Origin of the sequence: Rhodanobacter sp. PCA2 (assembly GCF_013620825.1) — a bacterium.
Lineage (GTDB): Bacteria > Pseudomonadota > Gammaproteobacteria > Xanthomonadales > Rhodanobacteraceae > Rhodanobacter_A.
Genome location: NZ_NJIC01000019.1, coordinates 131,334 through 145,282 on the forward strand (window position 1 = coordinate 131,334; position 13,949 = coordinate 145,282).

General features: G+C 68.3%; 13 protein-coding genes. 10 read left to right on the top strand and 3 right to left on the bottom strand.

Annotation, left to right across the window (positions count from 1 at the left end; translation table 11 throughout):
• The 3 genes from PCA_RS07655 to PCA_RS07665 all read left to right on the top strand — a co-directional run.
• Positions 1 to 289: hypothetical protein (locus PCA_RS07655; protein WP_219918611.1), on the top strand; the 289-nt coding region annotated here is incomplete at its 5' end.
• A 94-nt stretch (positions 290 to 383) separates the two neighbouring features.
• A complete protein-coding gene (locus PCA_RS07660) occupies positions 384 to 845 on the top strand; it encodes a hydrogenase maturation protease (protein ID WP_181301998.1) in 462 nt (153 codons plus the stop codon).
• Positions 842 to 1,153: a hypothetical protein gene (locus PCA_RS07665; RefSeq protein WP_181301999.1), complete on the top strand. Its 312-nt coding sequence runs from the start codon at positions 842 to 844 to the stop codon at positions 1,151 to 1,153. The genes PCA_RS07660 and PCA_RS07665 overlap by 4 nt, the downstream gene beginning before the upstream one ends.
• Positions 1,154 to 1,221: 68 nt before the next feature.
• On the opposite strand, the gene PCA_RS07670 is transcribed toward PCA_RS07665, so the two are convergent.
• From PCA_RS07670 to PCA_RS07680, 3 genes are all read right to left on the bottom strand, one after another.
• The gene (locus PCA_RS07670; protein WP_219918612.1) at positions 1,222 to 2,421 is read right to left on the bottom strand and encodes a HoxN/HupN/NixA family nickel/cobalt transporter; all 1,200 of its coding nucleotides are present in this window, start codon (positions 2,419 to 2,421) and stop codon (positions 1,222 to 1,224) included.
• A gap of 148 nt (positions 2,422 to 2,569) precedes the next feature.
• Entirely contained in the window at positions 2,570 to 4,648 is a 2,079-nt protein-coding gene (locus PCA_RS07675; RefSeq protein ID WP_219918613.1) for a TonB-dependent receptor, read from the bottom strand.
• A gap of 197 nt (positions 4,649 to 4,845) precedes the next feature.
• Positions 4,846 to 5,775 carry a LysR substrate-binding domain-containing protein gene (locus PCA_RS07680; RefSeq protein ID WP_181302000.1) on the bottom strand — a complete coding sequence of 310 codons (930 nt, stop codon included), beginning with the start codon at positions 5,773 to 5,775 and terminating at the stop codon, positions 4,846 to 4,848.
• Positions 5,776 to 5,880: 105 nt separating this feature from the next.
• On the opposite strand from PCA_RS07680, the gene PCA_RS07685 reads away from it, so the two are divergent.
• The 7 genes from PCA_RS07685 to fba all read left to right on the top strand — a co-directional run bounded on the left by PCA_RS07685 (position 5,881) and on the right by fba (position 13,909).
• Positions 5,881 to 7,380 (top strand): form I ribulose bisphosphate carboxylase large subunit, encoded by a 1,500-nt coding sequence (locus PCA_RS07685; RefSeq protein ID WP_181302001.1) that lies wholly within the window; start codon positions 5,881 to 5,883, stop codon positions 7,378 to 7,380.
• A 14-nt stretch (positions 7,381 to 7,394) separates the two neighbouring features.
• Entirely contained in the window at positions 7,395 to 7,811 is a 417-nt protein-coding gene (locus PCA_RS07690) for a ribulose bisphosphate carboxylase small subunit (protein WP_181302002.1), read from the top strand.
• 9 nt (positions 7,812 to 7,820) lie between these two features.
• On the top strand, positions 7,821 to 8,756 hold the full coding sequence (gene cbbX / locus PCA_RS07695; protein WP_181302003.1) for a CbbX protein: 936 nt from the start codon (positions 7,821 to 7,823) through the stop codon (positions 8,754 to 8,756).
• Positions 8,753 to 9,844, top strand: coding sequence for a class 1 fructose-bisphosphatase (locus tag PCA_RS07700; protein WP_181302004.1), 1,092 nt, complete (start codon positions 8,753 to 8,755; stop codon positions 9,842 to 9,844). The genes cbbX and PCA_RS07700 overlap by 4 nt, the downstream gene beginning before the upstream one ends.
• The gene (locus tag PCA_RS07705; protein ID WP_181302005.1) at positions 9,844 to 10,719 is read left to right on the top strand and encodes a phosphoribulokinase; all 876 of its coding nucleotides are present in this window, start codon (positions 9,844 to 9,846) and stop codon (positions 10,717 to 10,719) included. The genes PCA_RS07700 and PCA_RS07705 overlap by 1 nt, the downstream gene beginning before the upstream one ends.
• A gap of 9 nt (positions 10,720 to 10,728) precedes the next feature.
• Complete coding sequence (gene tkt, locus PCA_RS07710; protein WP_181302006.1) at positions 10,729 to 12,789, top strand: transketolase; 2,061 nt, start codon at positions 10,729 to 10,731, stop codon at positions 12,787 to 12,789.
• A 106-nt stretch (positions 12,790 to 12,895) separates the two neighbouring features.
• Complete coding sequence (gene fba, locus PCA_RS07715) at positions 12,896 to 13,909, top strand: class II fructose-bisphosphate aldolase (protein ID WP_181302007.1); 1,014 nt, start codon at positions 12,896 to 12,898, stop codon at positions 13,907 to 13,909.
• Positions 13,910 to 13,949: the final 40 nt, after the last annotated feature.

Below are 13,949 nucleotides of genomic sequence, written 5' to 3' on the forward strand. Positions count from 1 at the left end.
TCGCTTGTTGGCCGGCGGACTCGAGACCGACTGGAAGCAGCGCGCCTACGAGGATGCCGACGTGCAGCGCGTGGTCGCCGAGCTGAAGAAGCTGGCGCCCGATGACCTCGAAGGCCGGCTGCGGATCGGCGGCTTCACGCTGACCCCGTACGTGGGGGAGGAAGACCCGGAGATCGAGCAGGCCTGCAGCACCTGCATGTACTATGAGCTGCACAAGAAGTACTGCGCCTTGCCCGAGTTGGATCTCTACGCGGAACCGGAGTGGTCGTGCATCCTGTGGCGCATCTGACGGATCCCGATGGCAGCAGCGGCGTCGGCCGCGGGCGGCTCGTCGAAGGCGCTTCGCGGTTCGCGCCGCCCCGGCAGAAGCAGGTGGAATCGCGATGCTGCTGGTGATCGGCTGCGGCAATCCGGCGCGCAGCGACGATGGCGCCGGCATCGAGGTCGTGCGGCGGCTGTCGCAAAGACACCCGGGCCCGGAAAGCCCCATGAAGCTGATCGACGCGGGCACCTCGGGCATGGAGGTGATGTTCCAGGTCCGTGGCGCCGCGCACACCGTCATCGTCGACGCGTGCAGCAGCGGCGGGGAGCCGGGCGCGGTCTATCGCCTCCCGGCGAAGGAGGCGGCAACGCCGACCGAACATCGCTACGGCATGCACGGCCTGCGCTGGGACCATGCGCTGTATGCGGGGCAGAAGATGCACGGCGAGAATTTCCTCGACCACGCCGAGGTCTTCCTGATCGAAGCCGGCAGCCTGGACTACGGACTGGAACTCGGTGCCGCGGCGCAACGCGGCGTCGCCCTCGTCGTCGCCGAGATCGAAAAGCTGGCGGCGCTGGCATGAGCGCAGCGGTCGCCGAGATCGTCCTCCGCGACGGCCGCCTGCACATGGCCCGCGATGTGCACGAACGCGTGCTGTTCGCCTGCGAGAACGTGGCCCTGCTGGCACGCGGCGACGGCTGGCTGCTGATGCCGCTGCGCGCCGGCGCCGGCGGCCTGCAGGTCAAGCTGCGCAATGCGCGCGGCGACCGCGTGGTCGAATCGCAGGAGTTCTTCCGCAACCAGGGGATCGACGATTCGGCGGAGCCGCGGCGCCTGCTGCTCGTCGACGTTCCCGGGGAAGCCGCATTCGCGATGCGCTTCGACCCGTAGGGCACCTCTCGTCCATCGTGCGCCTCGCGACAGCGGGCCGAAGCCCGTTGGCGCACGTTGCCGGTCGATCAATGGAAATGCTCGTGCCGGTGCCGGGTGTGGTCGGCGTGGACGTGTTCGTGCGCGTGCAGCGCGGGCGTCCCTATCCGCTGTTCAAGGCGGCCGAATTTCCAGATCGCCACCGACAGCGCCCATGCGAGCAGGAACATGGCGACCACGATGTAGCCCAGCACGCCGAAGTCCAGCGTCGCGATCCGGTCCAGCAACGGCCCGCGCCAGCCGAAGCGCTCGATCGCCACCTGCAGCAATTCGACCGAGCCGATCGCCAGCGCGACGACCACGGACAGCGTCGTCGTCGCCAGGCCGTAGAAGATCTTGCGCAACGGGTTGACGAAGGCCCAGTCGTAGGCCTTGGTCATCAGCACGCCGTCGGTGGTGTCCATCAGCGACATGCCGGCGGCGAACAACACCGGCAGCGCCAGCGTCGCCGGCACCGGCAGGTTGCCGCTTGCGGCGCCGGCGGTCATCGCCAGCAGGCCGATCTCCGAGGCGGTGTCGAAGCCCAGCCCGAACAGCAGGCCGAGCGGATACATCTGCCTGCTGTGGCGGATGAACTTCGTCAACCTGCCGCCGAACAACCGGTTCAGGAACCCGCGCTGCGCCAGCAGCCCTTCCAGGTGCGCGTGGTCGTGGGTACCGCTGCGCGCCTGCTTCCACACCTGCAGCATGTCCAGCAGCACGCGCAGGTTGAGCAGGCCGATGAGCCACAGGAACAGGCCGGACACGCTCATGCCGATGATGCCGCCGATCTCCCTCATCTGCGGCAGCTCGCTCGCGACCGTTGCCGCGGCGAAGGCCAGCGCAAGCGCCAGCGCAAGCACGATGGTCGAGTGCCCCAGCGAGAAGAAGAAACCCACGCCCAGCGGGTTGCGGCCGTTCTGCAACATGTAGCGCACAGTGTCGTCCACCGCGGCGATGTGGTCGGCGTCGAACGCGTGGCGCAGGCCGAACATGTAGGCGGCGAAGCCGAGGCCGAGCAGGGCCGGGTGGCTGTCGCGGTAGTACAGCAGGGTGCCGATGCCGATGGCGTGCAACAAGGCGATGAAGCCGTACAGGCCGAGCAGCGACAGCCGCTCGCCGGCGTCGAAGTGCAGCGCGCCGCCGGACCGCAGCGGCGCCGACCGGCCGTTGGCGGCGGGCATCGGACGAAACACCACCGCGTCCATCGCGGCAAGGGCAGGGCGGGCGGCGTCCGCAAGCTGGTTCATCAAGATGTCCCGCGCGATGTCTGGCCGTGAATCTGGATTGGGCGCGGGGCCGTTGTCATCCCGCAGCGCGCAATTGCATAGTTGGTAGGCAGCGGTTCGCGGCGCCCCGGGCCGACCTGCAAACCTGTTTGCCGGACGGGTGCGCCGTTCAGAGCGACCAGCGCGCGGTCAGGCGCAGGCTGCGCGGCGCCATCGGGTGGAAATGAGTGTCCTCGACGCCTGCCGCCGGCTCGCCCGGCAGGCGCGATGCGTACCAGTAGTCGATGTCGTGGTCGTCGCTGTCCAGCAGGTTCAGCACGTCCAGCGCCAGGCCGAAGCGCTTCCAGTCCTTGCCCACGCGCAGGTTGACCACGGTGGTGCCGGCGGACTCGTGGCTGCCGTCCTCGACCAGCGGGTAGGCGGCGAAGTGGCGCAGGCGGCCGCCCAGGTACCAGCCGCCGTCGAAGTTCGCGCGCACGCCGAGGTTGGCCACGAACGGGATCGCGCCGGGAATCCGGTTGCCTTGCGGGGCGCTGTCGCTGAACTCCGACTTCGTCCACGACAGTTCCGCGTCGACGGCGATGCGCTCGTCCGGGAACCAGTAGATGCCCAGTTCCGCGCCGCGCCGCTTGCTCCGGCGGCTGGCCTCGGTGTTGCCGGCGTCGCCCACGAACAGCAGTTCCGAGTCCAGCTTCAGGTCCCACAGCGCGAAGGTCGCGTGGAGCTTTTTGCCCGGCTGCCATCGCGCGCCGAATTCACGGCCGGTCGAACGCACCAGTGGATCGACCGGCTTCACCGGATCGCCGCTGACCGGGTCGACGCGGGTGGTCGTGCCGCGCGCGTCGTTGGAATGCAGGCCCTGGCCCCAGCTCGCGTAGAGGTCCAGCGCATCGGCGGCGCGGAAGGCTAGGCTGGCCTTCGCCGAAACGAGACTGTCGCCGACATGGCCGGCGTTCTCCGGCTGCAGCGAGTCCACGTCGAAGTCGTAGAGGTCCCAGCGCACGCCCAGATAGCTGCGGAACCTGTCCGTCCAATGCGTTTCGCGGGCAACGAACATGCCGATGCTGTCTTCGACCACGCTGTCCATGCGGATGGTGGACAGGCGCATGCGGTGCTGCGTGTGGTACAGGCCGATCGCGGCGATGTCGTCGCGCCGGCCTTCCGCGCCGAACTGCCACTTGCCGAGGTCGTCGCTCCATTCCTGCACCGCGTTGTAGCCGTAGACGTGGCGGTTGTCGTGCTGCTCGAACTGGTCGCCGGTGTCCGGATGGTCGAGGAAATAGGTGAAGTCCGACCACAGGCTCAGCTTGTAGCCGATCGCGTAGGCGCTGACGCGCAACTGGCCGCCGAAAGCGTTGCCGTCCCAGCTGCCCGACAGGCTGTGGCGCGAGGATTCGCCGCCCACCGTGGTGTCCAGCGAACCCAGTGCGTCGATCAGTCCCTGGTCGACGGCGCGTTGCGGGATCTGGTCCGGGGAGTTCCACGTATTCCGGTAATCCATCGCGGTGACGCGGAAGACGCCGTTGCCGGCGTCGTGGCTGTAGCGCAGCACGAGGTTGCGCTTGTTCACGTCCTCGTGGATGTCGGTCCACGGCCCGTCGTCGCGCTGCAGTTCCGCGCCGATCAGCAGATCGCCGCCGCCGGCGCCGAACGAATCGGCGAACACGGTGCGGCCCCAGCCGTTCTCGCCGATGCCCACTTCCAGCAGGCCCTGGTCCAGCTTGTCGAACAGCTCGAAAGATGCCGAACCGGCGGCGGAAAAATCGCCCACGTCGGCGTGATACGGGCCCTTGCGGTAGGTCAGCGTCTGCACCAGCTCGGGGATCAGGAAGTTCAGGTCGGTGTAGCCCTGGCCGTGGGCATGGGTGCGCAGGTTGACCGGCATGCCGTCGACCCAGGTCGCGAAGTCGGTGCCGTGGTCCAGGTTGAAGCCGCGCAGGAAATACTGGTTGGCCTTGCCGCTGCCGGAATGCTGCGTGGCGACCAGTCCCGGCACGAATTCGATCAGGTCGCCGGTGCGCAGCAACGGCCGCCTGGCCAGGTCGTCGGCGGAGACCGAACCCTCCGATGCCGAGATGGCGTTGCCGACCAGGTCTTGCCGGCGGCCGAGCACGGTGATGCGCTCCAGTTCGGTCGCATGCCTGTCGTCCGGCGCAGGGTCGGAATCCGGCGTCGGCACGGCTTGTGCGAAGGTCGGAGGGGACAGGCAGGCAAGCAGTACGGCGGCAACCATGGTCTTGCGTGGCATGCATCGACCCCGCTGTCGAGCAGTTTGCGTGTAGCCGCAAGCTCGCCGCGAACGGGGCCGATATCAACGCCCGTTGCGGAACTGCACAGCGAATGGACTGCCCGGCCGGCCGGCCGGGTGGAAAGTGCAAACTTGCCATGCAGGTTTGATGGAAGACGCCCCGGCCCGTTTGCGCCGCCGCGTGCGCCGGAGCCGCATCACTTTTCCGGCAACGGGGAATATCCGGCCAGGAACGGCGCCATTTCCTCGAGCAGGAAATGGCGGAAACGCGTCGCCGCCGGCGACAGCTTCTTAGAGCGCATATGCACGACGTGCCAGTTGCGCTTGACCGGCGTGCCGACCACGTCGAGCAGCGCCACCTCGCCGGCGCGCCGCTCCAGCGTCAGCGTGTGCAGCGACAGCAGGCTGATGCCCATGCCGGCCATCACGGCCTGCTTCACCGTCTCGTTGCTGCCCATCACGCTGGTGCGCGCGGGCACGAACAGGTGCTGCTTCAGCACCTGTTCCATCACGTTGCGGGTGCCCGAGCCGGGTTCGCGCAGCAGGAAGGTCTCGTGGCGCAGCTCGTGGATGTCGAAGGACTTCGCCGTGGCCAGCGGGTGGTCGTGCGCGGCGACCAGCAGGTGCGGATTCTCGGCCGCGGCTTCGGAAACCGCGTCCAGCCTGTCCGGCGGGCGTCCCATCACCGCCAGGTCGATCTCGTTGTTCTCCAGCAGGCCGATCAGCACCTCGCGATTGCCGACCGACAGCCGCACCTCGATGTCGGGATAACGCTCGGTGAAACGCGACAGCAGGCGCGGGGTGAAGTACTTCGCGGTGCTGACCAGGCCGACCACGACCATGCCGCCGCGCAGTCCCTGCAACGCCTGCAGCGATTGCCCGGCGTCCTGCAGCTCGCCCAGCACGCGTGCGGCGTGGCCGCGGAACAGGGCGCCGGCTTCGGTCAACGCCAGCTTGCGCCCCACGCGTTCGAACAGCGGCAGGCCGACGGCCTCCTCAAGCTGGCGGATCTGCATCGAAACCGCCGGCTGGGTCAGGTGCAGCGCTTCGGCCGTGCGCGCGAAGTTCATCAGCCGCGTGGCTTCGACGAAGACCTGCAACTGCCGGAGGGTCAGGTGGCGGATCATGGCTGAAGCATAAGCTATTGCTTAATCCAGTCAAACAAATTGTGAATTTACCTTTTGTATTTCGCTGGCTACGGTCACCCCATGCCCGAGTCGCGGAGTCCGGTAATGAGCACAACGGTCGCCACTTCCACCCCCCAGGCCGCCACGGCCACACCCGCCCGCAAGCGCTATGACCCGGGCGTCCTCAAGTACCGGGAAATGGGCTACTGGGCGCCGGACTATGCGCCCGCCGATACCGACATACTGGCGCTGTTCCGGATCACGCCGCAGCAAGGCGTCGACCCGGAGGAAGCCGCCGCCGCGGTGGCGGGCGAGTCCTCGACCGCCACCTGGACCGTGGTCTGGACCGACCGCCTGACCGCCTGCGAGCAATACCGCGCCAAGGCCTATCGGGTCGATCCGGTGCCGGGCACCGGGCCGGGCACGGATACGCCGCAGCAGTACTTCGCCTGGATCGCCTACGACCTGGACCTGTTCGAGGAAGGCTCCGTCGCCAACCTCACCGCGTCGATCATCGGCAACGTCTTCAGCTTCAAGCCGCTGAGGGCGGCGCGGCTGGAGGACATGCGCTTTCCGGTCGCCTACGTGAAGACCTTCCGCGGGCCGCCGACCGGGATCGTGGTCGAACGCGAACGCCTCGACAAGTTCGGTCGCCCGCTGCTGGGCGCGACGACCAAGCCGAAGCTCGGCTTGTCCGGCAAGAACTACGGCCGCGTCGTCTACGAGGCGCTGAAGGGCGGGCTGGATTTCGTCAAGGACGACGAGAACATCAACTCGCAGCCGTTCATGCACTGGCGCGACCGCTTCCTCTATTGCATGGAGGGTGTCAACCGCGCCAGCGCCGAAACCGGCGAGGTCAAGGGCCACTACCTCAACATCACCGCCGGCACGATGGAGAACATGTATCAGCGTGCCGAGTTCGCCAGGGAACTCGGCAGCGTGATCGTGATGGTCGACCTGGTCGCCGGATGGACCGCGATCCAGTCGATCTCGAACTGGTGCCGCGACAACGACATGCTCCTGCACATGCACCGCGCCGGCCACGGCACCTACACGCGGCAGAAGAACCACGGCGTCAGCTTCCGCGTCATCGCCAAGTGGCTGCGCCTGGCCGGCGTCGACCACCTGCACGCGGGCACCGCGGTCGGCAAGCTCGAAGGCGACCCGAACACGGTGCAGGGCTATTACAACGTGTGCCGCGAAACCAGGAACGCGGTCGACCTGCAACGCGGCATCTTCTTCGAGCAGGACTGGGGCGGCCTGCGCAAGGTGATGCCGGTCGCCTCCGGCGGCATCCACGCCGGGCAGATGCACCAGCTCGTCGACCTGTTCGGCGACGACTGCGTGCTGCAGTTCGGCGGCGGCACCATCGGCCACCCGCACGGCATCCAGGCCGGCGCCACCGCGAACCGCGTCGCGCTGGAAGCCATCGTCAAGGCGCGCAACGAAGGCCGCGACATCGCCGGGGAAGGGCCGCAGATCCTGCAGGCCGCCGCGCGCTGGTGCACGCCGCTGCAGGCGGCGCTGGAGACGTGGAAGGACGTCACCTTCGACTACGCCTCGACCGACACGCCGGACTTCGTGCCGACGCCGACCACCGCCTGACCGGAGCAACCGCCATGCGCATCACCCAGGGTACGTTCTCGTTCCTGCCCGACCTGACCGACGAGGAAATCGGCCTGCAGGTGGCCTACGCGCTGCGGCAGGGCTGGGCGCTGGCCGTCGAATACACCGACGATCCGCACCCGCGCAACGCCTACTGGGAAATGTGGGGCAACCCGATGTTCGACCTGGCCGACCCGGCCGCGGTCGTGCACGAGCTGCGCGAGTGCCGCAAGGTGTTCCCGCGCCATTACATCAAGATCAACGCGTTCGACTCGACCCGCGGCTTCGAATCCGTGCGCCTGTCGTTCATCGTCAACCGCCCGCCGGAGGAACCCGGCTTCGAGCTGCTGCGCACCGAGGCGCAGGGCCGCGTGCAGCGCTATGCGTTGCGCGCCTACGCCACGGACCATCCGGTCGGCCGGCGTTACTGAGGCCATGCGATGAACGTCGCCCGCACCCTCGAACCGCCGCCGGTGGCCAGCGCCTCGCTTGCCGCGTTGTATCGCGAAGCCGGCATCGCGGACGTGTTCGAGCGCCTGGACGCCGAACTGGTCGGACTGGTGCCGGTGAAGACGCGCATCCGCGAGATCGCCGCGCTGCTGGTGGTCGACCGCGCGCGCCGCCAACTCGGGTTGAACGCCGAACCGCCCAGCCTGCACATGTGCTTCACCGGCAACCCCGGCACCGGCAAGACCACGGTGGCGCAGCGCATGGCGGAACTGCTGCACGGCCTGGGCTACATCCGCCGCAACCACCTGGTCTCGGTGACCCGGGACGACCTGGTTGGCCAATACATCGGCCACACCGCGCCGAAGACCCGCGAAGTGTTGAAGAAGGCCATGGGCGGGGTGCTGTTCATCGACGAGGCCTACTACCTGTACCGACCGGAGAACGAGCGCGACTACGGCCAGGAAGCGATCGAGATCCTGTTGCAGGCCATGGAAAACCAGCGCGACGACCTGGTGGTGGTGCTGGCCGGCTACAAGTCGCGCATGGACGTGTTCTTCCGCAGCAACCCGGGCCTGTCCTCGCGCATCGCCCACCACATCGATTTTCCCGATTACGCACCGGACGAGCTGCTTGCCATCGCGCGGCTGATGGTGCGGCGCATGGACTACCGGCTCGACGCCGAGGCCGTCGCCGCGCTGTGCGAATACATCGCGCTGCGCCTGCGCCAGCCGCATTTCGCCAATGCGCGCTCGATCCGCAACGCGCTCGACCGCATGCGCCTGCGCCAGGCCAATCGCCTGTTCTCGACGGCACTGGCCGGCGACGGGGAAGTCGACGCCGACGCGCTGCGTTCCATCGACAGCGCCGACATCCGCAGCAGTCGCGTATTCGCCAACGCATCGCCAGCCGGGGAGGGGACCGCATGACCGGGACACTGATCGAGGTACGCCGGGAAAGCCTGCGCGACTTCCTTGGCGCGCGCCTGTACGCCAGTGAGGCGGACCGCGACCTCGCGTCGCTGCTGCTTGCGGTGGCTGCCGCGGCGCGCAGCATCGCGGGCGTGGTGGCGCGCGGGGCGCTGGCGGAAGCCGGCAGGGGCGCCGGCGCGGTCAACGTGCACGGCGAGGTGCAGAAGCCGCTGGACCTGATCGCCAACGAGATCTTCCTGCGCGCCTGCGAACGCGACGGCGTGGTCGCCGGCATGGTGTCCGAGGAACTCGACGAACCGTACGCCATTCCCGAGCGCTACCCGCGCGGGCGCTACCTGCTGGCGTTCGACCCGTTGGATGGATCGTCGAACATCGACGTCGACGTCACCGTCGGTTCGATCTTCTCGGTGCTGCGCCACGCCGGCGACGAGCCGCCCTGCGCAGACGATTTCCTGCAGGCCGGCAACCGCCAGGTCGCCGCCGGCTATGCGCTGTACGGCCCGGCGACGATGCTGGTGCTGAGCATCGGCGAAGGCGTGCACGGCTTCACCCTGGACGCGGGCAGCGCCGAGTTCGTGCTGACCCACCCCGCGATGCGCATCGACCCGGACGCCGGCGAATTCGCGATCAACGCATCGAACGCGCGCTTCTGGCAACCGGCGGTGAAGCGCTACGTCGCGGACTGCCAGGCCGGCCGCGACGGCCACTTCGGCCGCGACTTCAACATGCGCTGGATCGCCTCGCTGGTGGCCGAAGTCCACCGCATCCTGATGCGCGGCGGCGTCTACCTGTACCCGCGCGACGAGAAACTTCCGGCCAGGGCGGGGCGCCTGCGCCTGCTGTACGAGGCCAATCCGATGGCGATGCTGGTCGAGCAGGCCGGCGGCCGCGCCAGCACCGGGCGCGAACAACTGCAGCAGCTGCTGCCCGACGCCATCCACCAGCGCATCCCGCTGATCCTCGGCGCGCGCAACGACGTGGAGCGGATCGAGCGCTACCACCGGGAATCCGACGACGGCAGCGACCGGCCGTTCGCGTCGCCGCTGTTCCACGAGAACTCGCTGTTCCTGCCGGAGGCACGCTGATGTCGGTCAAGCATCCGATCATCGCCATCACCGGCTCCTCCGGTGCCGGCACCACCACGGTGCTGCAGAGCTTCCAGCACATCTTCCGCCGCGAAGGCATCCGCGCGCAGGTCGTCGAGGGCGATGCGTTCCATCGTTACGATCGCCTGCAGATGCGCGAGAACATGAAGGCGGCCGAGGCGCAGGGCGACAAGCACTACAGCCACTTCGGCCCCGAGACCAACCTGTTCGACGAACTGGAGGCGCTGTTCCGCGACTACGGCGAAAGCGGTCGCGGCCGCTCGCGCAAGTACCTGCACGACGAGGCCGAGGCCGCGCCGTACGGCCAGTCGCCCGGGACGTTCACGCCATGGGAGCAGATTCCCGACGGCACCGACATGCTGTTCTACGAAGGCCTGCATGGCGCGGCGAAGTCGGATGCGGCCGATGTCTCGCGCCATCCCGACCTGCTGGTCGGCGTGGTCCCGATCATCAACCTGGAGTGGATCCAGAAACTGCATCGCGACCAGAAGACGCGCGGCTACTCGCAGGAGGCGGTGGTCGACACCATCCTGCGGCGGATGCCCGATTACGTGCAGCACATCGTGCCGCAGTTCTCGCGGACCCACGTCAACTTCCAGCGCGTGCCGACCGTGGACACGTCGAACCCGTTCATCGCCCGCGACATTCCCACGCCGGACGAGAGTTTCGTGGTGATCCGTTTCGCCCGGCCGAAGGGCATCGACTTTTCGTACCTGCTGGCGATGCTGCACGACTCGTTCATGAGCCGCCCGAACAGCATCGTCGTCCCCGGCGGAAAGATGGGCCTGGCGATGCAGCTGATCTTCACGCCGATGATCCTGCAGTTGATGGATCGCAAGAAGCGCGCCGCTTGAGGAGGTCGAATGAATCGCGAGATCGCCATCGAATCCGTGCCTCCCGCGCCAACGGCGGCGCCGCACCGGTGCGCCGATGCGCTGCGCGTGCTGGCGATGGATGCAGTGCAGCGCGCCAGCTCGGGCCATCCAGGCGCGCCGATGGGCATGGCCGACATCGCCGAGGTGTTGTGGCAGCGCTACCTGCGCCACAACCCGGCCAACCCGCAGTGGCCTGACCGCGACCGGTTCGTGCTGTCGAACGGCCATGCGTCGATGTTGCTCTATGCGCTGCTGCACCTGAGCGGCTACGACTTGCCGCTGGACGAACTGAAGCGCTTCCGCCAATGGCGCAGCCATACGCCGGGGCATCCCGAGCACGGCGAAACGCCCGGCGTGGAAACCACCACCGGGCCGCTGGGCCAGGGCCTGGCCAATGCGGTCGGCATGGCGCTGGCGGAAAAGCTCCTGGCCGCCGAGTTCAACCGCGACGGCGCAACCATCGTCGACCACCACACCTACGTCTTCCTCGGCGACGGTTGCCTGATGGAGGGCATCTCGCACGAAGCGTGTTCGCTGGCCGGGACGCTGGGGTTGGGCAAGCTGGTGGCGTTCTACGACGACAACGGCATCTCCATCGACGGCGAGGTGCAGGCCTGGTTCACCGACGACACGCCGCGCCGCTTCGAGGCCTATGGCTGGCAGGTCATTGCCGCCGTCGACGGCCATGACGCCGCCAGCATCGACCTTGCGATCCAGCAGGCCCGCATGGAGCGGGCGCGCCCGAGCCTGATCTGCTGCAAGACCCGGATCGGCCAGGGCAGCCCGAACAAGGCGGGCACCGAGGCGGTGCATGGCGCACCGCTGGGCGCCGACGAGGTCGCGGCCACGCGCCGCGCGCTCGACTGGCCGCATGGCGAGTTCGAAGTGCCCGAAGACATCGCCCGCTGCTGGAATGCGCGCGGGCGTGGCGCGCAACTCGAGGCGGAGTGGTGCGAGCGCTTCGCCCTCTACGAGTCGCGCCATCCGGAGCTCGCCGCCGAGTTCCGCCGCCGCACCGGCCAGGGCGGCGGGTCCGCCGCCGCGTTGCCCTCCGGGTGGGAGACGGCGCTGGACGACATCGTCGACGGCGTGTACGACGACGCACCCGTCGCCACGCGCAAGGCCAGCCAGCTGGCGATCGCGCAACTCGCGCAACGCCTGCCGGAACTGCTGGGCGGTTCCGCCGACCTGACCGGCTCCAACCTGACGAACTGGCCCGGCGCGCAAGACGTCTCGTCCGCGCAGCGCGGCAACTACCTGCACTACGGCGTGCGCGAGTTCGGCATGGCCGCGGCGATGAACGGCATCGCCCTGCACGGCGGCTACCTGCCGTTCGGGGGCACCTTCCTGGTGTTCTCCGACTATGCGCGCAACGGCATCCGCATGGCCGCGCTGATGCGCCAGCGCGTCATCCACGTGCTGACCCACGATTCGATCGGACTGGGCGAAGACGGCCCCACCCACCAGCCGGTCGAGCATGCAGCCAGCCTGCGCCTGATCCCCAACCTCGATGTGTGGCGGCCCTGCGACCGCACCGAGACCGCGGTCGCCTGGATCGCCGCGGTCGGCCGCACCGGCGAGGACGGCGGACCGAGTGCGCTGCTGCTGTCGCGGCAGAGCCTGCCGCAGTTGTCCACGCGCGGCAGCGACTGGCGAAGGGTGTTGCGCGGCGGCTACGTATTGCACGACACAGACGGTGCGAAAGCGATCATCCTCGCGACCGGCTCGGAAGTCTCGCTGGCGGCAGCGGCGCACGAGCGCCTGGCCAGTTTCGGACTCCCGACCCGCGTGGTGTCGATGCCGTGCACGCGTCGCTTCGACGAACAGCCCGAGAGCTACCGGAACGAGGTGCTGACACCGGGACTTCCGTGCGTCGCGGTGGAAGCGGGAGCGACCGACTGCTGGTGGAAGTACGTGGGTCGCGGCGGCGCGGTCGTCGGTCTCGACCGGTTCGGTGCCTCCGCGTCCGCCGGCGAGTTGTACCGGCAATTCGGCATCACCGCCGAAGCCGTCGTCGATGCGGTACTGCGCATCTGCGGCGGAGATTGAAAGAACGCCTTGCCGCCGCGCCGCTGCAGGATGGCGTCGCGGCATCGCCGGACCTGCCTGCGCAGCCGGCCAACCATTTCCCTTCCCGAACCACGAGCCGACGACCATGAGCCTGATCGCCTTGCGCACCTTGCTGGACCACGCCGCCGAGCACGACTACGGCGTGCCCGCGTTCAACATCAACAACATGGAGCAGATCAACGCGATCATGCAGGCGGCCGACCGCTGCGATTCGCCGGTGATCCTGCAGACCTCGGCCGGTGCGCGCAAGTACGCCGGCGAACCCATGCTGCGGCGGATGGTCGAGGCAACCACCGAAATGTACCCGCATCTCCCCATCGTGCTGCACCAGGACCATGGTGCCAGCCCGGCGGTGTGCCAGGCTTCGATCCGCAGCGGCTTCACCAGCGTGATGATGGACGGCTCGCTGCGCGAGGACATGAAGACGCCGGCGACGTACGAATACAACGTCGAAGTCACCGCCAAGGTGGTCGAAATGGCGCACGCGGTCGGCGTGTCGGTCGAGGGCGAACTCGGATGCCTGGGCTCGCTGGAAACCGGGCGCGCCGGCGAGGAGGATGGTTCCGGCGCCGACGGCGAGCTCGATCACTCGCAACTGCTGACCGACCCGGGGCAGGCCGCCGATTTCGTCGCGAAGACGGGCGTCGATGCGCTGGCCATCGCCATCGGCACGTCGCACGGCGCATACAAGTTCTCGCGTCCGCCCAGCGGCGAAACCCTGGCGATGGCGCGGTTGAAGGAAATCCACGCAAGACTGCCGAACACGCACCTGGTGATGCACGGTTCGAGTTCGGTGCCGCAGGAATGGCTGGCGACGATCCGCGAGTTCGGCGGCGACCTCAAGGAGACGTACGGCGTGCCGGTCGAGGAGATCGTCGAGGGCATCCGACACGGCGTGCGGAAGGTCAACATCGACACCGACATCCGCCTGGCGATGACCGGCGCGATGCGCAAGCTGATGGCGCAGAAGCCCGACGAGTTCGATCCGCGCGCCTTCCTGAAGGCGGCCATGGCCGCGGCCGCCGCGCTGTGCGGGCAGCGCTTCGTCGCATTCGGCAGCGCGGGCCACGCCGCGGGGTTGCGCCGCGCGCAGCGTTAGGGAAGGTCTGATTAATCGGCTGCCTGCTTGTCATTCCTGC